Source organism: Niastella sp. sgz303648 (assembly GCF_059587045.1).
The window spans coordinates 545,296-569,027 of sequence record NZ_JCAPSW010000004.1 but is presented as its reverse complement, the minus strand read 5'-3'; the positions used below and the strand labels follow the sequence as shown (position 1 = coordinate 569,027).

Genomic DNA, 23,732 nt, shown 5'->3' with positions numbered 1-23,732 from the left:
TGCATGGATATACTCTACGATGCAGTTAGTAAACATATTGCATAAAATTGAAGTCGGAAGTCGGAAGTAAGAAGTCTGAAGAGTTTTCGGTTTAAACATTACTATATTTTTCGTACGCTCAATTTCGAATATCCGACATCGGACCTCCGACTTCCGACTTCGGACCTGTGATATGATAATAAAAAATATGGGTGCCGGTATTTTTTGATTTTATGCAACGTTGGGGATTGAAATTACGTTTAAAGAAAAGCAACATTGGCCTTTAACCCAATACAACACATCATGAAAAAACTGTTTACCCCTTTCTTTTTCTTTATAATTGCTTTAACTGCCCATGCAAATCCCGATGATGGCATTATAAGCATTACCAATTTAAGCCCGCAGCGAATAACAATTGAGGTAGATGGCCGCCGTTATACTGATAACAATAGCATCACTATTGGTGATCTTACTACGGGATATCATATGGTAAAGATCTATGGCGACAGGCCACGGGTAGGTGGGTTTTTAAAGCCAACTATTATCTTTAATAAAAACGTGTATGTAAAACCTAAATTTTATGTAGATATTATAGTTAACCGGTTTGGAAGGACTTTGGTTGATGAACAAATGATGAATGATTCATGGTGTAAAGATAACAACCAGCAAACGGTGCCTATTACAGATGACAACATTCCCCGGGCCATAAATGATGAAACGTTTGCCGCATTAAAAGAAACCATAAGTCATGAATCTTTTGATGATTCGCGGCTAACAATCGCCAAATCGATGATCGATCAGAATTATTTTACTGCCGCCCAGACAAAGCAACTGGTACAATTGTTTGTTTTTGAATCGAACAAAGTACAGATAGCCAAATATATGTATGGCAAAACGATAGATAAGAATAACTATTTTGTGGTTTACAGCGCATTTACATTCAGCAAAAGCAAAGAAGAATTGGCAGAGTATATCAGGAATTTCAAATAATTGCGTTATATACAAAATCCGATGTCATGCGAATGCTTTTTGTTACTGTTTTTGCCATTATTTCAGGTCGCATCACAGCACAAACACCCAATGCTTACCAGTTTATTGAACCGAATGTTTCTTTGAAGTACGATAGTACCCTGGTAAAACCTAAAGACAGGTTTACGAATTCGGTATACGGTACCGAATCGTATGGTTTTTCGTATACTTTTCCCAACAGAAGTAAAACGTATATACAAATCACTACGGGGCTGCCCCCTAAAAATGCCGATCAGCGATACCAGGATAGCGTGGCCAATGCCATCATAAAACAAATTAACCGTTATGCCGGTGATAGTATAGTAATTAAGGCAACACGCCCGGTGCGGTATAAGGGTTTTTCGGGCTATGGATATATTACCTGGCGTAAAAAAAGTAAGGTTTACGACATTGCCTATGCAGGTACCCGTTTTTTTGATGACGGACTTTGTAAATTATATTACATATCATCTACCCCAAACAACATTGACGGCTTTGATAAGGATTCTGTAGTGGTAACCGCTTTAATTGATGGTATCGAATCGTATTCAAAAAAATATTTCGAAGAGGAAGAAGCTGCGTTAAAACAGAAATACGCGATCGTAGTAGATTCAATAGCCAAACCTTCGGGTTTTCCTATTGAAGGCACTTTCTTTGGCCTGGTGAAATTGAAGGGTAAGCTCGAAAACACCATACAAAGTGTTGATATGGGATATCAGCAATTTTTTCCCGATTACAGAAATGAAATACTGGTGTACTTTAATGATGCCGGTAAAGGGGTGATTGAAAAGCAAGGGCATCTCATTCTGTTAAATAAAGTGGGTAAGCAGGTAAGGTTACCGTTTACATTTTCTTACTACAATAAATAACAATTTTTGGATACGGGTAGGGCACTTTCTTAAAAGTGGCTCACCCGTTTCACTTTTAAAATAAAGGGTGAGCCTCCCCGGAAAAGGAGGCTCACCCTGGAATATACAATATCGTGTAATTACTTTTTGATCACTTTGGCCATAGTAACGCCAATATCGGCCGGGCTTTGTACTACGTAAATACCGCATTCTTCCATGATCTTCATTTTGGCTGCAGCAGTATCTTCGGCTCCGCCTACGATAGCGCCGGCATGGCCCATACGACGACCGGGAGGTGCAGTTTGACCGGCAATAAAACCAACAACCGGTTTTTTACCATTTTCTTTATACCAGCGGGCTGCTTCAGCTTCCATACCACCGCCGATTTCACCAATCATAACAACGCCTTCGGTTTCAGGATCATTCATAAACATTTCCAATGCTTCGCGGGTGGTGGTGCCAATAATAGGGTCGCCGCCAATACCCACCGCAGTAGAAACGCCTAAACCAGCTTTGGCAACCTGGTCAGATGCTTCGTAAGTGAGTGTTCCCGATTTTGAAACAATACCAATTTTGCCAGCTTTGAACACAAATCCTGGCATAATACCCACTTTGCACTGGCCGGCGGTGATTACACCGGGGCAGTTGGGGCCTATCAGTCTTGTTTTGGTGCCTTGCAGGTACAATTTTGCCTTAACCATGTCCTGTACGGGAATACCCTCGGTAATACAAACTACCAGTTCAATTCCGGCATTCGCTGCTTCCATAATAGCATCTGATGCAAAAGCCGGTGGTACAAATATGATCGACACATTCGCGCCCGTTTCCTTCACTGCTTCCGCTACGGTATTAAAAACCGGTCTGTCTAAATGCAATGTGCCCCCTTTGTTTGGCGTAACGCCTCCCACCACATTGGTACCATAATCTATCATTTGGGTAGCATGAAAGGTACCTTCTGTGCCGGTAAAGCCCTGCACCAGGATCTTTGATTGTTTATTTACTAAAATGCTCATCAGCGGAATTTTAAAAGTTGGGCAAAAATAGGGGATAATCGGCAATCGTCAATCGGCAATCGACAATATGCAATCCAATGGGGAATGTTTGGTAATTAATATTTATAACAATTATGTACACGGCCGCTGTATTACTATTAATATTGTGGTTGCGTCGTCCCACAAAGTGCGGAATACGCCTTGTTCGCTATTCAACAGTTGCAGCCTTCCGGTTAGAAAATGCATCATCCCCGGCCTGGTCAAATTCAATTAGTAAATTATAAAGCGCGGCTTCAATTGCTCATTGCCCATTGACTATTGCCCATTGCCCATCAGCTTATTCATATCCCGGTTTTCATCAATTTTACCGGTTTGTTCAAGCATACGCATGTCTTTGGCATCTTTTAAAAACTCTGAGGCGAAGATGAATTCGTTGAGGCGTTCGTTTTTATTGAAGATGATTTCTTTGTTACTGCCTTCCCACTCTTTTTTTCCCTGGAACATAAAAACAATGTGGTCGCCGATTTCCATTACACTGTTCATGTCGTGCGTATTTACCACAGTGGTAATATTGTATTCGGTAGTAATTTCTTTTACCAGTTTATCAATAACCAGCGAGGTTTGCGGATCGAGCCCCGAGTTGGGTTCGTCAACGAACAGATATTTAGGATTTAATACAATGGCCCGTGCAATACCTACCCGCTTTTTCATACCGCCACTCAGCTCGGCCGGGAATTTTTTATTTACATCTTTCAGATTTACCCGATCAAGCACTTCATTTACCCGTTTTAATTTTTGAGCATAGGTGTCGCGGGTAAACATATTCAGGGGGAACATGATATTTTGTTCAACCGTTAAGCTGTCGAACAATGCCGATCCCTGAAATAGCATACCTATCTGCTGGCGTATTTCTTTTTTTTCTTCATCGTTCAGCGTAATGAAGTTTTTGTTGTTGTAACAAATTTCGCCTTCATCGGGTGTAAACAAACCTACCATGCATTTCATGAAAACCGTTTTTCCACTACCGCTGGCGCCAATGATCAGGTTACATTTACCTGCTTCCATATTAGCGCTTACACCATTGAGAATGGTTCTATCGCCAAAACTCTTTTTTATGTTTTTTACTTCGATCATTGTTTATAAATTCATTACCACTGATTCTTCGTTTTATTGTAACAGCAACGCCGCCAGCACATAATCGGCAAATAATATGGCCACACAGCTCACGACTACGGCTTTGGTGCTTGAACGACCTATTTCGAGAGCGCCGCCCTGAACATGGTACCCGTAAAAAGCCGGAATGCTTGAAATAATAAAGGCAAACGTATACGCTTTTACCAGCGCAAAAAAAACGTTGTACTGTTGAAAATTATACAACAAACCTGTTTCATATTGATTAGGCGACAGAATGCCCGACAAGGTAGCTGCCAACTGCCCGCCATAAATTCCCAATGCAGCTGAAATTACTACCAGCAGGGGGATCGTGATCAGGGCTGCCAGTATTTTAGGTAAAACCAGATATGTTTTGGTATTGATACCCATAATTTCCAGTGCATCAATCTGTTCACTTACCCGCATATTACCCAGTTCACTGGCTATTTTGCTGCCTACCACACCTGCAAGCACGATACATACAAGGGTAGGTGCAAACTCAAGAATAACTGTATCCCGTACAATTTGTGCAACGGTGCTCATGGGAATTACGGGGCTAACCAGCTGATAGGCTGTTTGTAATGCAGATACCGCTCCCATAAAAAACGATATGATCACTACTATGCCTAATGACCCGATGCCAATTTCATTACATTGATGCATGAGCTCCTTCCAATACATTTTCCAGTTTTCCGGTTTGGAAAACATGCCTTTTATCATCAACAGGTAACGGCCGAACTCAGTAAATAAAGTCATGATAATTAAGCAATAATGAGAAGCAATAATAGCTAACTAACTCATTACTGACAAGTTAATTAATAGTTTATCCGTAAAAATACATTTAAGTCGGCAAACGGCAATCGTCGGTCCCGTTATGACGGGGATGAAATATGAAGCACGCCCGATAGATTCGGGGATGTGAAGCTCAACAATCGAAACCAACAAAAAGTTGCAGGTTTCAGGTTACAGGATTTCCCGAAAGGGTGTTCCTGAAACCTGTAACCTGAAACAAAAAAATTAAACCTTACTCTTCTTTTTCCACCACGCAGGTTTCTTCGATGTATCGGAATTGTTGTTGCGGCATTTTAGTTGTGCGTCGATTACCGCAATCAGCGCCATATTGTAAATACTGCGTACCGAGCTGCCCAGCTGCAGTACATGCACCGGCTTTTTTAAACCGAGCAAAATAGGGCCAATAGCATCGGCGCCACCTATTTCCTTCATCAGGTTATAGGCAATATTACCTGCTGCCAGGTTAGGGAAGATGAGCGTATTTACTTCCTGGTCTACCAGGTCGCTGAAAGGATAGTTATCGCGCAGGATCTCCTGGTTAAAAGCAAGACTTGCCTGCATTTCGCCATCTATAACAAGTGTGGGATCTTTTTCTTTTACAATGTCTTTTGCCTGTGCTACCAGTTTGGCTTCGGGCGAATCGCTGCTGCCGAAGTTCGAATAACTGAGCATGGCAATACGGGGCGTTAAATTAAAACTGCGCACTTCTTTGGCCACCAGCAGGGTTATATCGGCCAGTTCTTCGGCCGTGGGATTAAAATTCACGGTGGTATCGGCCAAAAACAGAGGACCTCTTTTGGTAAGCAGCATATACATGCCGGCAATTTTTTTCACCCCTTCTTCCATGCCTATAACCTGTAAAGCCGGACGAATAGCTTCGGCATAGTTGCGGGTTAAACCCGAAATAACCGCATCTGCATCACCGTTCTCCACCATCATGCAACCGAAGTATAAACGGTCTTTCATGATCTTGTTCGATTCGTACAGGTTCACCCCTTTACGCTGACGTTTTTCGAAAAGCAATTCGCCATATTGCTTACGCTTATCTTCATACTCATCGTTACGGGGATCGATGATCGGCATATCATCGATGTCGATATTATTTTCAGCGGCAATTTGTTTGATCTTTTTTTCGTCGCCCAGCAAAATGGGATATGCTATTTTTTCTTCAAAAGCGATCTGCGCTGTTTTTAATATTTTCTGATTATCAGCTTCGGCAAAAACAAGCCGTTTGGGATTACTGCGAGCTTTATTACCCAATACACGCATCAGTTGGTTATCAATACCAAGTCGCTTATTCAGATCAATCGAATAGGTATCCCAGTTATCGATGGTAGTCTGCGCCACACCACTTTCAATAGCTGCTTTGGCAACAGCAGGGGCTACCGTAGATAATAACCGCGGATCGAGGGGTTTTGGAATAATATAGTTAGGGCCAAACGATAAACTTTTTTCGTTGTAGGCAATGTTCACGATATCGGGTACCGGCGTTTTAGCCAGTTCGGCAAGGGCTTTAACTGCGGCCAGCTTCATGGCCTCGTTTATTTGCGTGGCACGAACATCCAGTGCACCACGGAATATAAATGGAAACCCAAGCACGTTGTTTACCTGGTTAGGATAATCGCTGCGGCCCGTTGCCATAATAATATCCTTACGGGCTTCGGTGGCATTTTCGTAAGTAATTTCAGGATCGGGATTGGCCATAGCAAATACAACCGGATTTTTGGCCATGCTTTTTACCATTTCCTGCGATATTATATTGCCTTTGCTGAGGCCGATAAAAACATCCGCATTTTCAAAAGCCTGCGCCAGCGTGTAATTTTTCCCTTTTACAATAAATTGTTTTTTCAGCTCATCCAGATCGGTACGGCTTTCATGGATCAGTCCTTTACTATCAAACACCAAAAAGTTTTCGCTATTGGCGCCAAGGGCCTGATATAATTTAGTACAGGCAATAGCTGCTGCACCGGCGCCATTTACTACAAAACGGCATTTTTCGATTTTTTTCTTTTGTATTTCCAGTGCGTTCAGCAGGGCGGCTGCGCTGATGATGGCAGTACCATGCTGATCGTCGTGCATCACCGGAATTTTCATCTGTTTTTTCAGATGCTGTTCAATATAAAAGCATTCAGGTGCTTTAATATCTTCGAGGTTAATACCACCAAAAGTTGGTTCCAGTGCTTTTACGATCTGAACAAATTTTTCGGGGTCTTTTTCATTTATTTCAATATCAAATACGTCGATGTCGGCGAATATTTTGAATAATACCCCTTTCCCTTCCATTACCGGTTTACCGGCTTCGGGGCCTATATCGCCCAAACCTAAAACAGCGGTGCCATTGCTTATAACGGCAACGAGATTGCCTTTGGCGGTGTATTTATAAACAGATTCAGGATTTGCATGAATTTCAAGACAGGGTTCTGCAACGCCTGGTGAGTAGGCAAGCGACAGATCGCGTTGGGTTTTAGCTTCTTTAGTAGGGATCACTTCTATTTTGCCGGGTCGTCCTTTGGCATGGTACTCTAATGCTGATTCCTTTCGCAGTTCTTTTTTCATATTAACGATTTAATCAACAATTGGCGCGCAATTTACGAACTAATGGGCGAGTAAAGACAAATAAGGAAAATGATTAAGATCATGTGAAAAGGGGATAAAAAGCAGCAAAAAACCGTTTTTCCGTGCTTCAAACCACTCATCAATCAAGCAATACCCAAACAACTGGTTTTTTAAAGAAAGATTTGGATTAACAAAAAAAGAACTTATGTTTGTGTGTACTATTTAACTAATACACTAAAACGCCAGGCATGATAAACATACATGACCTTCACTTTGGGTACCGTAGTAAAAAAATATTTACCGGACTCAGTTTGCAGCTACAGGCTGGTCATATTTATGGATTGCTGGGAAAGAACGGCACCGGCAAATCGACCCTGTTAAAAAATATGGCTGGTTTGTTATTTCCCGATAAAGGAACTGTTGATGTGCTTGGTTTTGCACCAGGCAAAAGACAACCCGATTTTTTGAAAGACATATTCATGGTGCCCGAAGAGTTTTATTTGCCCGATGTGCACATAGAGCATCTTGTTAAATACCATGCTCCTTTTTATCCTAAGTTCAACGACGATCAGTTTAACAGGTACATTACTGAATTTGACATACCCCGTTCAAACACGTTGCAGAAAATGAGCTATGGCCAGAAGAAGAAAGTGCTTATTAGTTTTGGTTTGGCCTGCAATACATCGGTGTTGTTGATGGATGAACCTACCAATGGCCTTGATATAATGAGTAAAAGCCAGTTTCGAAAAGTGATGGCCGGCTGTATCGATGAAAACAAATGTATTGTTATCAGCACGCACCAGGTAAAAGACCTTGAGAACCTGATCGATCGTATAACCATCATTGATGAAGGCCGCATTTTATTCGATCAAACGGTTGATAACATTACCCGCAAATTATCATTCCATATTTCATTCGACAGTGAAGAAGTAAAACAGGCCCTGTACCGCGAATCGTCGTTGCGGGGCAGTGCTGTTGTTACCCGTAATACCGAAGAGCAGGATAGTAAACTTGATCTTGAACTATTGTACAAGGCCATTATTCTTAACGGAAAAGCCATTGAATCTGTTTTTAACGCTTAAACTATTGCTATGAATGCTGTTTTTGACTTCAACCGCTGGTTATTATACATTGGTAAGCACTGGAATGAAAATAAAAAGAAATACCTGCTATCGCTTGGCGCCATCGCCGGATTGCTGGTGCTTTGGTTTTCGTTTGTTATTCTGTTTGCCTTCAATCATTCTTTGAGATCTGACACGCAGGTAATTGCTTATTATGTTGGTTTGATTTTAACCGGTTGTTTATATGCCAGTTTGATGTTTTCTGATTTGAATGAAGGGGCAACGGGCATTCATTTTTTACTGGTGCCGGCATCGACATTGGAAAAATTATTGTGTGCCTTGTTGTTTAGTGCGGTGTTGTTTTTTATCAGTTACACGCTGATTTTTTATGTGACTGATTTTTCAATGGTAAAACTATCTAACAGCCTTACTGAAGCGGCTGCAAAGCGCGATCATGTTCCGGCTATAATACAGAATGTTATAAATGTTTTTCAGTCACCTCCCGAACAGGGCGATAATTTCTATCTATACTTTTTAACACTATTCGTAGGCGTGCAATCAGCTTTTCTGCTGGGGTCGGTATATTTTGTGAAATTTAATTTTATTAAAACCACTGTTTCGGTACTGATCATATTCGTTGCATTTATGCTTGTAGTACATAAGTTAATGGATCTTTTTATGCCGATGGGTAATTTTTATGAACCTTTCAGTATTTACCGGGTGTGGCAACCTGATAGTACCCAGGTGGCTATATTATTACCTGAGTGGCTCAGTAATATTTTGCTTTTTCTTTTTAAGTACACTTTAGCGCCCGTTTTTTGGGTTGTCACGTATTTCCGTTTAAAAGAAAAAGAAGTTTAACGCTTAAATAATTAACTATGCAATTCCGCGAATCGCAGGCTATATACTTACAAATTGCCGATTATGTGTGCGAGAAGATTTTGTTGAAAGAATGGAAGGCCGAAGAGCGTATACCATCTGTACGTGAACTGGCGGTGCAGCTTGAGGTAAATCCGAATACGGTAATGCGCACTTTTGAATTTCTACAGCAACAGGAAATAATTTATAACCAGCGGGGTATTGGCTATTTCGTAGCTGCACAGGCAGTAAAGAATGCCCAGCAATACCGCAGGAACGATTTCGTTGAAAAAGATCTGCCGCAGGTTTTTCGCACTATGTACCTGCTGGGTATGGAGCCTGATGAGCTGAAACCAAGATTTGAAAAGTTCAAGAAACAGCATTTTGCGTAAAAGGCTGAAGGCGGAACGCTGAACGCTAAATGCAAAACGCTGAACGCTGAACGCAAAACTCAACACTTAACACTCAGAATTTTAATTAAGCTGATATGAAAAAGAGCAATAAAATACTACTAACATATTTTCTTTTTGCATTGCTTGGTATTACAGCCGTACATCTTACGTTGTACGCCAAATACAAACGCGGTGAGTATGTTTCATTCGATAAAGTACGGGAAGAACGTATGGACGAAATTTCATTGCCCGGTATAAAATATGTATCAATAACGGGCCAGCAACGATGTAATATTTATCCGGCTACTTCACCAAAAATGAAAATAGTTCATATGCCCGCAAGCCGGATGAAGTATAGCATTGTAAATGATACCCTGATCATTATCGGCGATACGGCGCTTACCAACCAGGACCTTAATGAAGAAAGGCGGGGATACCAAACGGTGAATTTGTATTTGCCCGGAACACCAAAAATTAATGCACTTTTTACCGAATTGGTTCTGAATGGCGCTCCGGATTCAATATCGGCTCAATCCTATGTAATTAATCTTTTTGGTCACACGATCTTAAACACAGGCGATACGGGCAATAAAAAAGTCTTTTTAAATGGATTGCAGGTTTATGCCCTTGGTTCAAATGTCACATTCGATGGAGAAACGGTCATTAAAGAATTGAATCTGGAATCTGCCTTATCAAATATCAATACCAAAACAGTTCATATCAGCCATTTTCAATTGAAAACAGATAGCAGCTCAACCATTACTTTCGATGGTAAAAATATAAAAGATGTACAAGTTGTAAAAGAATAGCCATGAAAACAGCCATTATCGAAACCGGGCACCTTCATTTTGCTTTTACTAAAGGGCAAAAGATATTAGACGATCTTAATTTGCAGGTGCCCACCGGCAGTATCTACGGATTTTTAGGTCCAAACGGCGCCGGTAAAACCACCACATTGCGATTATTGCTGGGCTTGTTAAAAAAGCAGCAGGGTAATATCACTTTATTTGGAAGAGAATTTCAGCAACACCGCATGGAAATATTAAGGCGCATTGGTTCTCTTATTGAACAACCTTCGCTTTACCTGCATTTAACAGGCAAAGAAAACCTCGAAGTGTTTCGCTTAACCTATCGTTGCGATAAAAAACGCATAAACGAAGTACTTGAAATTGTTGGCCTGGTACATGCAGCCAATAAAAAAGCAAAGAATTATTCGCTGGGTATGAAACAACGGCTGGCGATTGCCATTGCCCTGTTACACGATCCCGAACTGCTGATACTCGATGAACCCACCAATGGATTAGATCCCAACGGCATTATTGAAACCCGTGAACTGATCAAACAGCTGAATCGCGAATTCGGAAAAACCATTCTTGTTTCGAGCCATCTGCTGGCCGAAGTTGAAAAAATGGCTACACATGTAGGCATTATACATAAGGGAAAGTTGTTGTTTCAGGGCAGTTTGCAACAGTTGCAGCAATTACAATCACAAAAATCGGCTGTTGAAGTTGAAGTAAATGATACGGCTATGGCGCAACTGGCCATACAGGATTATTTTCCGGTAAAGCATATAAATGGCAGCCGGGTAGTGGTAAATTATGAAAGCCGGGAGCGATCGGCCCAACTGAATAAACTGCTGGTGCAGCAGGGAGTGGAAGTATATCAGTTGGCTGTTACTCAAAACGACCTTGAAAATTTATTCATTCAAATCACTGCCCAATAATATGGTTACCTCTTTTATACTTAATACAAGATCTGAATTCCTGAAAAGCAGGCAAACCGCGGCATTTTGGCTAACCGTTATAGGTGCTGTTTTTATACCTGTTGTAAATTTTATTAAGCTGGTAGCGCGTCCCGATCATTTTGTGCCCGCTTTTAAGGAGGATCCCTGGCAACTTATTATAAATGATAACTGGCAGGACGCCACCTTTTTTCTGTTGCCTATGTATGTTATACTGGCAACAAGTCTTGTTGTGCAAATAGAATATAAGAATAACACCTGGAAGCAGGTGTATGCTTCTCCACGAACCATGGCCGATATCTTTTTTTCAAGGTTCATTGTCATTCATTCACTCATTTTATTTTGTTTTATATTATTTAGTGCAGCCATCATTCTTTCTTCCTGTGCTGCCAGCCTGGTTCAAAGGCAGTATACGTTTTTTGATCATCCGGTTCCATGGAAGGGCTTGTTTTTGTTAATTGGAAAAACTTATTATTCTATTCTGGCTATTACTGCCATTCAATATTGGCTAAGTCTGCGCTTTCGAAATTTTATTATACCGGTTGGCATCGGGTTGGGCTTATTGATAACAGGATTTATAATTCACGAATGGGAGCATCTGTATTTTCATCCGTATATGTACCCCCTGATTTCTTTCCTGCCTTCTTTTCAAAAAATTTCAGGATTTGTTTTTAAAGCGCAGGTATTGAATGTGAGCTGGTTTGTGATTGTGTTGCTGGCGGCGTTTTGGGATATGACCAGACGCATGGAAAAGGGTTAAGCAGGATGCCGGAAGCCGGAAAACAGGAGTAGATAATTATGAATGAATAAACACCTATTTTATGCAACACCTTATGCTGGCATTGGCCATTTTGTTGCTTGTTGGTATTGCTGATAAAAAGTACCATGGAGCAACAGATGCAAACAACTCCATTTTAATGCAGATGGAAAAAATGCAGGAAAACAAAACTAATATAACAGAAGACGAGGAGGAGAGCGATGATGATTTTTGCATTTATGGCGCCCCTGCCATTTATGACAGCTTTCTTTGATGATGCCATTAACAAACGGAACTAAGAACATTGAACTTAGAACTCAGCCTTTCCTCCCAGCCAGGCCATCATGCCCATACCTGTTTCAATAGCATTTTCATCGATATTAAAAGTAGGTGTATGCACACCCGAAGTAATGCCTTTGGCCACATTCATAACTCCTAACCGGTAAAAGCAACCGGGAATATGCTGTGTATAATAACCAAAATCTTCGGCGCCCATGCGTACTTCGGTAGTTTCTACTTTTTCTTTACCCATATAATCTTCGGCCAGTGAGCGGGCTGCATTACTTAATGCTTCATTGTTATAAACGGCCGGATAGCCAACATCGATATGCAGATCAATTTCAGCGCCCATGCTGTGCACCAGCTCGGTAGCCAGTTTGCGAATCAGTTCATGGGCTTTAAAACGCCATTCTTCATCAAGGGCCCTGAAGGTGCCCATCAGTTTTACTTCGCTGGGTATTACGTTGGTGGTATGTCCACCCTGGATTGAACAAATAGATAACACCGAAGGTGCTAAAGGATTTCTGTTGCGGCTGATGATCTGCTGCAGGCTAACAACCAGATGCGATGCAATGAGAATGATATCGGCCGTTAAATGCGGGGCTGCGGCATGACCGCCTTTGCCTTTGATGGTAATATAAATTTCATCGGCGCTGGCCATTACCTGTCCGGCGCGAAAACTCAGTTTGCCGATTTCGAGTTGCGGATGTACGTGCAAACCAAATATGGCCTGTGGTTTGGGATTTTCCAGAACGCCTTCTTTAATTAAAATGCTGGCTCCGCCGGGATTTCTTTCTTCACCGGGTTGAAAGATCAGTTTTACGGTTCCTTCCCATTCGTTTTTTAACTGTTGTAATATTTTGGCGGCGCCGAGCAAACAGGTGGTATGCACATCATGTCCGCAGGCGTGCATTACCCCGTCGTGTTTCGATTTATAGGAAATATTATTTTGTTCGGTAATGGGCAATGCATCGATATCGGCCCGCAGCGCAATTACTTTTTTTTGTGGATTTTTTCCCTCTATCAAACCCACTACGCCGGTTTGCGCCATTATTTTATAGGGAATACCAAATTCAGTTAATTTATGCTGAATGAAGCGCGAAGTTTCAAATTCCTGATAGCTCAGTTCGGGATGCGCATGCAAATGGTGACGTATGTCAATAAATTCGGATGCGTATGTTTTTGCCAGGCTTTGGATCTTTTGCTGTAAGGTGCTCATAGCCACAAAGATAGTTGGAAAGACGGAAAGACGAAAAGTCGGAAACATCTTTCGGTCTTGCAGACTTACCGTCTTTCGGACTATATTACAAACTTCCCGACTTATCAGGATTCACTTCAATTACATCGCGAATGATATATACGCCCGTAGGGAAAAATCGTTGTATGGCCGACAGGTATGGTTCTGCTTCTTCACGGGTTTTAAAATCGCCCACTTTTAATTTCATAAAAGGCGACTGCCACATCAGGTAAGCTTTTAATTCGGGGAACTCCTGGTAAATTTTTGTTTTTGCATTCGTAGCCTTATTGCGGTCGTTTGTATTCATTACCAGGATGCGATATCCCTGAACAAAACGGCGTGCGTCGCGGGTAGTCAATTCATTAACCTGAATTTGCTTTTTCACCAGCAAATCGATCCGGGGATCTTTATGCACTACCACCGAACCGGAATCTGTTTGGGCTACCAGGGACAGGGACAGGATTAATAATACGCTACTAAATATATATTTCATCTGACATGTGAATTTTAAAGGCTCTACGGTTATTTATGCAAAATGTTCGCCAAAGATAGTTTAACGGGTTACAGGTTGCAAGCTTTCGTTGGTTACCGGTTACCAGTTACCCGGAATCTGGCAACCGGTAACCGGTAACTTTTTAATAGCCTCCTGTTGAGCTGTTTTTCTCCCCATTCACAATCGCCACACTGGCACTGCAACCCAGCCGGTTAGCCCCGGCCTTAATATATTGTTCGGCCTGTTCCCAGGTACGAATACCACCCGAGGCCTTGATCTTAATAGTAGACGGAAGGTGCGCCCGCATCAGTTGCACCGCTTCTACTGTAGCCCCTGTTTCGGCATAGCCGGTAGATGTTTTCAAAAAATCAACTCCGGTTTGGGCATATAATTCACAGCATTTAATAATTTCCTCATTGGTTAATATGCCGCTTTCGATGATCACCTTCACCAGTTTGTTATTGGCATGGGCAACCTCTACAATCGATTTCATTTCAAGTTTAAGGTATTGCCATGCGTTATTTTTTAACGCTATGAGGTTAATCACCACATCTAATTCATCGGCACCATCCTGTATTGCCTGTTGAGCTTCGGCCAGCTTGGCACGGGCAATGGAATATCCAAACGGAAAACCGATAACCGTAGCCGTTTTGATGCTGCTTTCTGCAGTGTTTAAAATATTTCTGGCATTTTTAACAAGAGGTGGAGGCACGCAAACGGCATAAAAATTATACTGAAGCGCTTCTTCACATAATTTTTTTAGTTCCTGCATGGTTGTAGCAGGCTTTAGCAACGTATGATCGATGTATTGTGCGATGTTCATGGAGCGTATTGACCGGTTAATAAGTTTTTAACCCGTGTAAATTACTTCATTTACCTAAATTCGACCTTTGTTCCGATTTTAAAACCAAATGCACATGAGAAAGTACTGTTTCTTTCCACGGGGAAAGCTTTTTTTCCTGGTGGGCCTGTTATTGATAGTTTATTCAGGCGCCCTGTCGCAGGTAACGTTCCCTGTTAACGGCATCGCCGATCCTCAGGTTAAATGTTACGCCTTCACCAACGCCACTATTGTAAAAGATGTACAAACCACCATTACCAATGCCACACTGGTTATTCGGGAAGGTAAGGTTATTGCTGCCGGCAATTCGGTAGCCGTTCCCAAAGATGCAGTTGTTATTGACTGCAGCGGCAAATACATCTATCCATCGTTTATTGACATTTACAGTGATTATGGTATTCCGGTTCCGCAAAGAGCAGGCGCCGGCTTTGATTTTCGCGCACCAGCCCAGTTAACCTCCAATACCAAAGGCGCGTTTGGATGGAACCAGGCTATTAAATGCGAAACAGATGGTGCGCGGTTGTTTACTACCGACGATACCAAAGCGAAACCTTTGCGTGAAGCTGGTTTTGGTACTGTGTTAACGCATCTGAAAGACGGTATTGCCCGGGGAACCGGTGCGCTGGTAACACTGGCCACCGAAAAAGAAAACCTGGTGATGGTAAAAGAAAAAGCTTCAGCGCACTATTCACTGAGTAAAGGTACTTCAACCCAAAGCTACCCTTCGTCGATGATGGGAACCATTGCTTTGCTGAGGCAAACTTACCTCGATGCCCAATGGTATAAAACCAATCCGGGCGCCGAAGGGGTAAATCTTTCCCTGAAAGCATGGAACGATATACAGGGATTGCCGCAGATATTTGATGCCGGTGATAAATGGAACGATCTGCGTGCCGATCGTATAGGCGATGAATTTGGCGTGCAATATATTATTAAAGGCGGCGGTAACGAATACCAGCGCATAAAAGATATTGCCGCTACCAAAGCCACTTATATTCTGTCGTTAAACTATCCACAGGCTATGGATGTGGAAGATCCCAATGAAGCCCGTTTTGTGTCGCTGACCGATATGAAACACTGGGAACTGGCGCCAACCAATGCAGCAGCTTTCGAAAAAGCGAATATTCCCTTTTGCTTAACCGCTGCAGAATTAAAAGATACCAAACAGTTTTTAACCAATCTGCGCAAAGCCATCGATAATGGGTTAAGTGAAACAAAAGCCTTTGAAGCGCTGACTAAAACACCCGCTGTTGCATTAGGTGTTTATGATAAAGTTGGAAGCCTCGAAGCCGGTAAGCTGGCCAATTTCATCATTACTACCGGACCTGTTTTCAACGAAAAAACGGTGATCCTTCAAAACTGGATCCAGGGCGATAAATACAACGTAAAAGATGAGAACTGGTCGCCTGTTGCCGGTCAGTATACCATCAACCTTAAATCGGCAAAAGGCAACACCAGCTACACACTGGATGTAAAAAGCACTACCGATGCAAGCATCATTGCAAAAGATACCATCAAAGCAAAATTCAGTTACGACGGCAAACTGGTAAACATCAGCTTTGCAACCGAAAAACGCCCGCGTGCTGCTTCCATCAGATTAGGCGGCACCGTGAACGGTGATGCCTGGAATGGTAACGGAGTAGATGCCGAAGGCAATAATTTATTGTGGACGGCCAGCTTTTCAAAAGCCGGTACGCCTGCACCCGATACCAGTAAGAAAAAACCATCGGCCCCATTGGGTAAAGTAGTGTATCCTTTTGACGGATATGGATGGGATAGCCTGCCTCAGACGCAAACCATTCTTATTAAAAACGGTACCGTATGGACCAACGAAAAAGAAGGCAAGCTCGAAAACACCGATGTGCTTATAAAAAATGGTAAAATAGCGCAGATCGGAAAAAATTTGTCAGACGCTACTGCCAAAATAATTGATGCCACCGGCAAACATGTTACACCGGGTGTAATAGATGAGCACTCGCATATTGCAGCTGCTTCTATCAACGAAGGCGCTCAGTCGGTTACTTCAGAAGTGCGCATAGGCGATAACCTCAATCCTGAAGACATTAATATTTACCGCCAGCTCAGCGGCGGCGTAACCACTTCGCATATTTTACACGGATCGGCCAATACCATCGGCGGACAAACACAGCTGATCAAACTGCGCTGGGGCGCAAATGATGAAGAGCTGAAATTTAAAGGCGCCGATCCCTTTATTAAGTTTGCGCTTGGCGAAAACGTAAAACGTACTACTTCACAAAACAACAACCGTTTTCCCGATACCCGTATGGGCGTTGAGGAAGTATTGATGGACGCCTTTACCCGCGCCTGTGAATACGAAAAAGGTTGCAAAGAAGCAGAAGCCACTACTACAAAGAAAAAAGGTGCTGTTACCACGGCTGTTGCTCCCGTAAGAAGGGACCTTGAACTGGAAGCGCTTGTTGAGATCATGAACAAAAAGCGCTTTATTACCTGCCATAGTTATGTGCAAAGTGAAATCACTTCTACCATGCGGGTAGCCGAAAAATTCGGTTTCAGGGTGAATACTTTTACACATATTCTCGAAGGCTACAAAGTGGCCGATAAAATGAAAGCGCATGGCGCCAATGCCTCCACTTTCAGCGACTGGTGGGCATATAAAATGGAAGTACAGGATGCTATTGCCTATAATGCAGCCATTATGCAACGCGTAGGGTTGAACGTTTGTATCAATTCAGATGACGCTGAAATGGCCCGTCGCTTAAATCAGGAAGCTGCCAAAAGCGTGAAATACGGTGGCATGGCCGAAGAAGATGCCTTTAAAATGGTAACGTTGAATCCTGCTAAAGCATTGCATGTAGATGATAAAGTAGGAAGCTTAAAACCCGGCAAAGATGCCGACGTGGTGGTTTGGAGCGATAACCCGTTGAGCATTTACGCAAAGGCCGAAAAAACAATTGTTGATGGCGTCATTTATTTTGACCTCGACCACGATCAGGAGTTGCGTAAAAAGATTATAGCAGAAAGAAACCGTTTGGTGCAAAAGATGCTTGGTGAAAAAAAGAGCGGCGGTCCTGTACAACCTGCTACACCCAGTTTTCAGGTGGTGTTAAGCTGTGGCGATCATGGCCATCACGATGGATTGATCACTGTTGATGTGGATGAAAACGATGCCAACTCCAATTAATTTGAAAATGTAACAATTTGAAAATTTAAAAATGAAAAAATTAATTATAGCAATGCATTGCATAGCGTTTGGTATGGCAGCGGTAGCACAGGAAGATGTGTATCCGGCCAAAGCCTATGCAGGCAAAATATATATCACCAACGGTACCATACATGTAGGCAATGGTCAGGTAATTGAAAATGGAACGATAGAAGTAAACAACGGCAAAATTGTTCAGGTAGGGGCCAATGTTAGTGTGCAGGCAGGTGATGCCAAAGTGATCGATGCCAAAGGCAAACAGATATATCCCGGTCTTATTTTACCGGTAACCGATCTGGGATTGAAGGAAATCGGGAACGGTGTAAGAGGCTCCAACGACTTTCAGGAACTGGGTGATTATAACAGCAGCATTCGTTCGATAGTTGCTTATAATACCGATTCAAAGATCACTAACACATTAAAAGCAAATGGTATTTTGCTGGCCGGTGTAACACCGCAGGGTGGCACCATCAGCGGTTCTTCTTCGGTTGTTCAGCTGGATGCGTGGAATTATGAAGATGCAGCCTATAAAATGGATAATGGCATTCATTTGAACATGCCTACATTCATCAGCCGTCCTAACCGGTTTGCTATCTTTTTGGGAATACAGCAACCGCAAACCGATCCAACAAAAGAAGCGCTGAAGAAAATTGATGACATCAAATCACTTTTCCGCGCAGCCAAAGCATATTTGCAGGAAACTACGCATAAAGAAACCAATCTGAACTATGAGTCATTAAAGGGATTGTTCAACAAAACACAAAAGTTGTTTGTGCATGGCGATCAGGTAAAACAAATGCTGATAGCTATTGATTTTGTAAAGGAGTTTGGTTTTGATGTAGTGATCGTTGGCGGCAGCGAAAGTTTTCAGATTGCCGACCTGTTAAAGCAAAACAATATTGCCGTTATACTGCAGGATGAACATGCTTTACCTGCAACCGACGATGACGATGTTGATCAGCCGTTTAAAACACCTGCCATGTTGCAAAAAGCCGGGGTGTTGTTTGCTTTAAACGACGAGCATGCCGAAAGCCGTTACCGCAACCTGCCATTTAATGCGGGTACTGCTGTTGCCTATGGTTTAACCAAAGAGCAGGCATTACAGGCTATTACACTTAATTCGGCCAAAATATTAGGTGTAGATGATAAAACAGGTTCGCTCGAAGCCGGTAAAGATGCCAATATTGTTATAAGCGAAGGCGATATACTCGATATGCGTACCAGCATCATTTTGCATGCATTTATCCAGGGCCGCGAGGTGAGTTTGGATAACAAGCAAAAGCAGCTGTATGAGCGGTATAAGTATAAATATGAGCTGAAATAATATACAAGGCTCAAGGCACAAGAATCAAGGCACAAGAAAAATACAGAGTGGGTCATCCTCATAAAAGGGTGACCCACTTTTTTTTTGATAGCGCAGGTATTTTATAATCCTGTATCTTCATCATGATAAACATTATCCGTTATGAATACAGCTTGCATACGTAATTGTGTTATTTGTTTAATTGCAATAATAGCAATCGCTTCGTGTCATAGTCCGCATGACGTACAGGCCCATAAAAAGGGCTGGGTATCGCTTTTTAATGGCCGCGATATCAACGACTGGATCGTTAAGATCAATCACCATGAAGTTGGTGATAATTTCGGAAACACCTTCAGGGTTGAAGATGGTTTACTGAAAGTACGGTACGATCAATATAGCGCTTTTAACAACCAGTTCGGCCACCTGTATTTTAAAAAGCCGTTTTCTTATTATCATCTTGTAGTGGAGTACCGGTTTACCGGTGAATGGAGAAAAGATGCGCCTTCGTATACTTTACTCAACAGTGGTGTAATGTTCCACTCGCAGGATCCCCGCACTATGCCTAAAGATCAGGACTGGCCTATTTCGATCGAATTTCAATTGCTTGGCGGTTTAGGTGATGGCAAACCGCGGCCTACCGGTAATATGTGTTCGCCGGGAACTAATATTGTGTATAAAGGCCAGCTCGATACCAGGCATTGCATTGAATCATCTTCAAAAACCTATGATGGCGATCAGTGGGTGAGGGCAGAGCTGATTGTATTAGGCGATTCGCTGATTACGCATATCATTAATGGTGATACGGTATTGCAGTATTCAAAACCGCAGATTGGTGGTGGCGTAGTAACCAATTATGACCCGAAGATCAAACAGGATGGCAAGATATTATCAGAAGGATTTATTGCCCTGCAAAGCGAAGGGCAGCCGGTTGACTTCCGCAAAGTTGAGATTATGGATTTGGAGCAGGAAGTAAGACGAAAGAAGTAGGAAATTGAGGTCCGAAGTCGGAGGTCTGAAGTCAGATGTCGGAATACTCAGAAATTTGAAAATCCTAACCAGGATTAAAACCGCAGGTTCTTCAAACTTCCGACCTCTGACTTCCGACATCGGCATCTATGAATTCAGCAACCTGAACGGCGTTAACCTTGGAAACCACCGGGGTACATGCTTTTTGTACCTGAGGTAATCGCTTCCAAAGCGCTGCATGAGGCCGGGTTCTTCGAACAATATAAAATAGAAAGTATTGATAATAAAAAACAGTACTGACCAGGCAATGATGTTTACAGAATACAACATTAAACCTTCACCAATCAGCATAAAAAATACACCCAGTATCATTGGGTTGCGGCAATACCGGTAAGGCCCTTCAACGATCAGTTTTTGGGTGGGTTGCCAGGGCGCCAATGTTCCCTGTCCGATTACTTTAAACAAAAAAACAGTGTAAACAAATATGGCAGAACCGGCAACTGCTATCAGCCAGCCTGTTAATTTAATGCCTAAACTATGCGGTATCAATCCATCCTTCACTTCATACGCGTATAAAAAATAAGGAACAATGAACGTAACGGTAAAAGGCAACAAAATGATATCACGTAAATGTTTTAAAATCGACGGCGACTCCATAACTCAGTGGGTTTTTAATTTTTAATTGCAAAAGCTACACGGTAAAATTCATATCCCTTCTCAGGGCGGTCGGGCAAGTATTTATCGCGGTAATCTGATGCTCCGGAGTCTTCAAGTAGTACGAAATTATATTGTTGCAGGTAAGCGGATAGTTCTTCAGGATTGAATCCAAAGGTCCAGCGTTCTTCAAGTGCCTCAAGGTCTTTCAGTAATTTCGATGCACCAAAAAAATGTTGTGGTTCATGCAAAACCTGTTGATGCACATAAGTAAAAATGATATAGGACCCACTGGTAAATTGCTGTGCAAAGGCAAAGGTACTGTTAATGGCTTGTTCATTGAGGTAATTGGTTACTCCTTCCCAGATGATTGTTGTTGGTATGGAGAAATCGAGTTGTTCCCTCGCTGCCAGTTCCTGTAAGCCTTCTTTATTAAAATCAATTTGCCAGTATCGGATATGGTTTGGCAGGTGCCCGAGTAACTTTTTCAGTTTCTGCGTTTTTTTGCGGGCTGTATTAGGATGGTCTATTTCAATAACAGGTATAGTGGATAAGAAGTCGAGTCGCAATGCCCGGGTGTCGTAACCGGCACCCAAAATAATTACCTGTTTTGCTTTATGTTGAACTGTTTGATGCAACAGGTCGTCGATATACCGGGTTCGTGCAATACCCGACGACATGGCCCCGGGTATTTTTTTGCGAATAGTATTTTGAACATACCTGCGTACAAATGAAATAGGAGCCAGGCGGGTGGCTACCTTTAGTTTACCATCCAAAAATGATATAGCGTAAGGGTCAATAAAAAGTCTTTGATTCTCAGGAAGCGTTGTTTCAAGTGCCCGGAATAAAGCCATATATTGAGCTGTTTGGCTTGCCTTGTCTGCCTTCATCTCCTAATCTGCATTTGAAAATCTAATATACACCGTTTTGATACAATTTGGTGTGCTTTATTTACAAAATTACCAGTAAGTAGTACGACGAAAATAGCATGCTGATGTTTAATTGTATCAATGAAAATTAAAAATTTAAAAACAGTCCTTGATTACCAGAAACTTCCGGCTGAAACCTTCATTGATGACCTTTACCGTGTATTGGCAGCAATTGCAATTATTACTCCAAAATTTCCGTCGGTTTGTATCCGGTTTTTTTAGGTAGATAAGTTCGCGAAAAAAAATCCGTCGGGATATAAGGCATTTTTACAACCCTGGTTTTTAACTAACAGCTATATTTTGATTTAATTTATAATGTTTGTGTTCATGTAAAAGTTGCCTGATAACCACCAGGTGTGCAAATAATACCAACGGAACTATACACGCCGGAAGCCAAACAAATGGAAAATATAAAACGGCAATATTGGGTTGCTCAAATGCTAATTGTTGAAAGGGTAGGGGCGCCGATAAAACTGCCAGGGTAACAATATTGATCAGTAATCCGAGACAGATAAAATTCCATATTAACAAAATTGCTTTGGTTTGCACCTGTTTCGTGAATGCGAAATAATAAATAACAGGAGCTGTGATGCCGGATAATATATCAAGGTTTCGTCCTTCAAAAGTCATTATTTGCGGTATTGTTTTGTGTATGAATAACCACAACAATACCAGTTCAACAGGTATTCTTACCAGGTGTAAAAGCGTAAGCATTTTTTTGTTGAGCCCATCTATAAATGCGCGGCCTTTGGGTGTTGCAAACAATATAATAATCAGCAGCAATGGTGGAAGTATAGTTAAAAGAAAGCGGGGAGGAGTGGTGTTGGCAATGGTATAAAATCCGCTGAGGCCAATTGCTGCCTGAATTGCCAACCAGCTAACAAGTACTATGAGAACAGTTTTTGATTTATGGCTTGCTGCATAAAAGAAATAAACGGGTATTAATGTGGTAATTATAAAAATAATGCTGATGTAATCAGGTAAGTTTTTCATGTTTTGTGCTTTTGTGTTGCACTACAAAGGAAAAACAGATACCGAACTTATCTCTTGCCATTTGGCAAGTTCTGTTCACCTGCACCATTTTTATTCATGCGTTGTGTTTTTTAGCAAAGTCTTTTCTGATGCGGCTTAATGAAGTATCGGTAATACCCAGGTAAGAGGCTATGTATTTCAGCGGTGCATTTTGAAAAATATCAGGATTGGTATTTATTAGTGTGGCGTATCGCTGCTCGGCGGTTTCCTGTATCATGCTTAACATTCTTTGTTTAAGCTGGGCATACAAATTAACGAGGATGGTTCTTCCAAACTCACGAAATTCGGGCATGGCGTGAAAAATGGTTTGCAACTGTTCAAATGTGATGTAATGCAGTTTGCAATCGGTAAGCGCCTGAATATTTTCTTTTGCAGGCAGCCGTTTAAAAAAAGAAAATAGTTCGCAAACCACCTGGTTGTTTGAACAGAATGCTATAGTTACATCATTGCCTTCGTGATCGTAGGTAAAGGCGCGCATATAACCCTGTTCAAGAAAACAATACTCGTTACAGATTTTTCCTTCGGCCAGCAAAAAATCATTTTTAGATAATTCTTTTTCCTGAAACAAATTTACAATCGTTTCCGAATGCTGTTGCGGCATCGGAAATGTTGCCTGAATAAACTGGTTAAGTGCTGGGTTCGTTTGTGGCATTAACAGGAGCAGCCTTTATGCTTACTTTT

Annotated in this window: 23 protein-coding genes; 12 read left to right on the top strand and 11 right to left on the bottom strand. The window is 41.9% G+C overall.

Going from position 1 to position 23,732, the window contains the following annotated elements:
• Window positions 1-282 precede the first annotated feature (282 nt).
• Both AC59IL_RS15040 and AC59IL_RS15035 read left to right on the top strand, forming a co-directional pair.
• Entirely contained in the window at window positions 283-969 is a 687-nt protein-coding gene (locus AC59IL_RS15040; protein ID WP_496552973.1) for a proline and serine-rich protein 1 family protein, read from the top strand.
• Window positions 970-995: 26 nt separating this feature from the next.
• Entirely contained in the window at window positions 996-1,856 is an 861-nt protein-coding gene (locus tag AC59IL_RS15035; protein ID WP_496552972.1) for a hypothetical protein, read from the top strand.
• Window positions 1,857-1,975: 119 nt separating this feature from the next.
• Here the strand turns inward: AC59IL_RS15035 and sucD are convergent, their stop codons facing one another.
• The 4 genes from sucD to AC59IL_RS15015 form a co-directional block, all read right to left on the bottom strand.
• The gene (gene sucD, locus AC59IL_RS15030) at window positions 1,976-2,848 is read right to left on the bottom strand and encodes a succinate--CoA ligase subunit alpha (RefSeq protein WP_496552971.1); all 873 of its coding nucleotides are present in this window, start codon (window positions 2,846-2,848) and stop codon (window positions 1,976-1,978) included.
• Window positions 2,849-3,142: 294 nt separating this feature from the next.
• Window positions 3,143-3,961, bottom strand: coding sequence for an ABC transporter ATP-binding protein (locus tag AC59IL_RS15025; RefSeq protein WP_496552970.1), 819 nt, complete (start codon window positions 3,959-3,961; stop codon window positions 3,143-3,145).
• Between the two features lie 33 nt (window positions 3,962-3,994).
• Window positions 3,995-4,735 (bottom strand): MlaE family ABC transporter permease, encoded by a 741-nt coding sequence (locus AC59IL_RS15020; protein ID WP_496552969.1) that lies wholly within the window; start codon window positions 4,733-4,735, stop codon window positions 3,995-3,997.
• A gap of 261 nt (window positions 4,736-4,996) precedes the next feature.
• Entirely contained in the window at window positions 4,997-7,327 is a 2,331-nt protein-coding gene (locus AC59IL_RS15015) for an NADP-dependent malic enzyme (RefSeq protein ID WP_496552968.1), read from the bottom strand.
• A gap of 248 nt (window positions 7,328-7,575) precedes the next feature.
• Between AC59IL_RS15015 and AC59IL_RS15010 the strand changes: the two genes are divergently transcribed.
• The 7 genes from AC59IL_RS15010 (at window position 7,576) to AC59IL_RS14980 (ending at window position 12,410) form a co-directional block, all read left to right on the top strand.
• Window positions 7,576-8,409 carry an ABC transporter ATP-binding protein gene (locus AC59IL_RS15010; RefSeq protein WP_496552967.1) on the top strand — a complete coding sequence of 278 codons (834 nt, stop codon included), beginning with the start codon at window positions 7,576-7,578 and terminating at the stop codon, window positions 8,407-8,409.
• 9 nt (window positions 8,410-8,418) lie between these two features.
• Window positions 8,419-9,249 carry a hypothetical protein gene (locus AC59IL_RS15005; RefSeq protein ID WP_496552966.1) on the top strand — a complete coding sequence of 277 codons (831 nt, stop codon included), beginning with the start codon at window positions 8,419-8,421 and terminating at the stop codon, window positions 9,247-9,249.
• Between the two features lie 17 nt (window positions 9,250-9,266).
• Complete coding sequence (locus AC59IL_RS15000; RefSeq protein ID WP_496552965.1) at window positions 9,267-9,638, top strand: GntR family transcriptional regulator; 372 nt, start codon at window positions 9,267-9,269, stop codon at window positions 9,636-9,638.
• A 95-nt stretch (window positions 9,639-9,733) separates the two neighbouring features.
• On the top strand, window positions 9,734-10,447 hold the full coding sequence (locus tag AC59IL_RS14995; RefSeq protein ID WP_496552964.1) for a hypothetical protein: 714 nt from the start codon (window positions 9,734-9,736) through the stop codon (window positions 10,445-10,447).
• Between the two features lie 2 nt (window positions 10,448-10,449).
• Window positions 10,450-11,361: an ATP-binding cassette domain-containing protein gene (locus AC59IL_RS14990; protein ID WP_496552963.1), complete on the top strand. Its 912-nt coding sequence runs from the start codon at window positions 10,450-10,452 to the stop codon at window positions 11,359-11,361.
• 1 nt (window position 11,362) lies between these two features.
• A complete protein-coding gene (locus tag AC59IL_RS14985; protein ID WP_496552962.1) occupies window positions 11,363-12,139 on the top strand; it encodes an ABC transporter permease in 777 nt (258 codons plus the stop codon).
• A 61-nt stretch (window positions 12,140-12,200) separates the two neighbouring features.
• Entirely contained in the window at window positions 12,201-12,410 is a 210-nt protein-coding gene (locus AC59IL_RS14980; RefSeq protein ID WP_496552961.1) for a hypothetical protein, read from the top strand.
• Window positions 12,411-12,446: 36 nt separating this feature from the next.
• Here AC59IL_RS14980 and AC59IL_RS14975 read toward each other — a convergent pair whose 3' ends face one another.
• The 3 genes from AC59IL_RS14975 to deoC form a co-directional block, all read right to left on the bottom strand.
• Window positions 12,447-13,634 (bottom strand): M20 metallopeptidase family protein, encoded by a 1,188-nt coding sequence (locus tag AC59IL_RS14975; protein WP_496552960.1) that lies wholly within the window; start codon window positions 13,632-13,634, stop codon window positions 12,447-12,449.
• 85 nt (window positions 13,635-13,719) lie between these two features.
• Window positions 13,720-14,145: an SPOR domain-containing protein gene (locus tag AC59IL_RS14970; protein WP_496552959.1), complete on the bottom strand. Its 426-nt coding sequence runs from the start codon at window positions 14,143-14,145 to the stop codon at window positions 13,720-13,722.
• Window positions 14,146-14,287: 142 nt separating this feature from the next.
• Complete coding sequence (gene deoC / locus AC59IL_RS14965; RefSeq protein ID WP_496552958.1) at window positions 14,288-14,968, bottom strand: deoxyribose-phosphate aldolase; 681 nt, start codon at window positions 14,966-14,968, stop codon at window positions 14,288-14,290.
• 94 nt (window positions 14,969-15,062) lie between these two features.
• Here deoC and AC59IL_RS14960 point away from each other — a divergent pair, with 94 nt between their 5' ends.
• From AC59IL_RS14960 to AC59IL_RS14950, 3 genes are all read left to right on the top strand, one after another.
• Window positions 15,063-18,149, top strand: coding sequence for an amidohydrolase family protein (locus AC59IL_RS14960; protein WP_496552957.1), 3,087 nt, complete (start codon window positions 15,063-15,065; stop codon window positions 18,147-18,149).
• A 31-nt stretch (window positions 18,150-18,180) separates the two neighbouring features.
• A complete protein-coding gene (locus tag AC59IL_RS14955; RefSeq protein ID WP_496552956.1) occupies window positions 18,181-19,491 on the top strand; it encodes an amidohydrolase family protein in 1,311 nt (436 codons plus the stop codon).
• Between the two features lie 141 nt (window positions 19,492-19,632).
• On the top strand, window positions 19,633-20,457 hold the full coding sequence (locus tag AC59IL_RS14950; protein WP_496552955.1) for a 3-keto-disaccharide hydrolase: 825 nt from the start codon (window positions 19,633-19,635) through the stop codon (window positions 20,455-20,457).
• 126 nt (window positions 20,458-20,583) lie between these two features.
• Here AC59IL_RS14950 and AC59IL_RS14945 read toward each other — a convergent pair whose 3' ends face one another.
• The 4 genes from AC59IL_RS14945 to AC59IL_RS14930 form a co-directional block, all read right to left on the bottom strand.
• Window positions 20,584-21,093, bottom strand: a complete 510-nt coding sequence (locus AC59IL_RS14945; protein ID WP_496552954.1) for a methyltransferase family protein — start codon at window positions 21,091-21,093, stop codon at window positions 20,584-20,586.
• A 14-nt stretch (window positions 21,094-21,107) separates the two neighbouring features.
• Window positions 21,108-21,980, bottom strand: coding sequence for a class I SAM-dependent methyltransferase (locus AC59IL_RS14940; protein WP_496552953.1), 873 nt, complete (start codon window positions 21,978-21,980; stop codon window positions 21,108-21,110).
• A gap of 321 nt (window positions 21,981-22,301) precedes the next feature.
• Window positions 22,302-23,012 carry a DUF8737 domain-containing protein gene (locus AC59IL_RS14935; RefSeq protein WP_496552952.1) on the bottom strand — a complete coding sequence of 237 codons (711 nt, stop codon included), beginning with the start codon at window positions 23,010-23,012 and terminating at the stop codon, window positions 22,302-22,304.
• Window positions 23,013-23,106: 94 nt separating this feature from the next.
• Window positions 23,107-23,703: a Crp/Fnr family transcriptional regulator gene (locus AC59IL_RS14930; protein ID WP_496552951.1), complete on the bottom strand. Its 597-nt coding sequence runs from the start codon at window positions 23,701-23,703 to the stop codon at window positions 23,107-23,109.
• Between the last annotated feature and the right edge of the window lie 29 nt (window positions 23,704-23,732).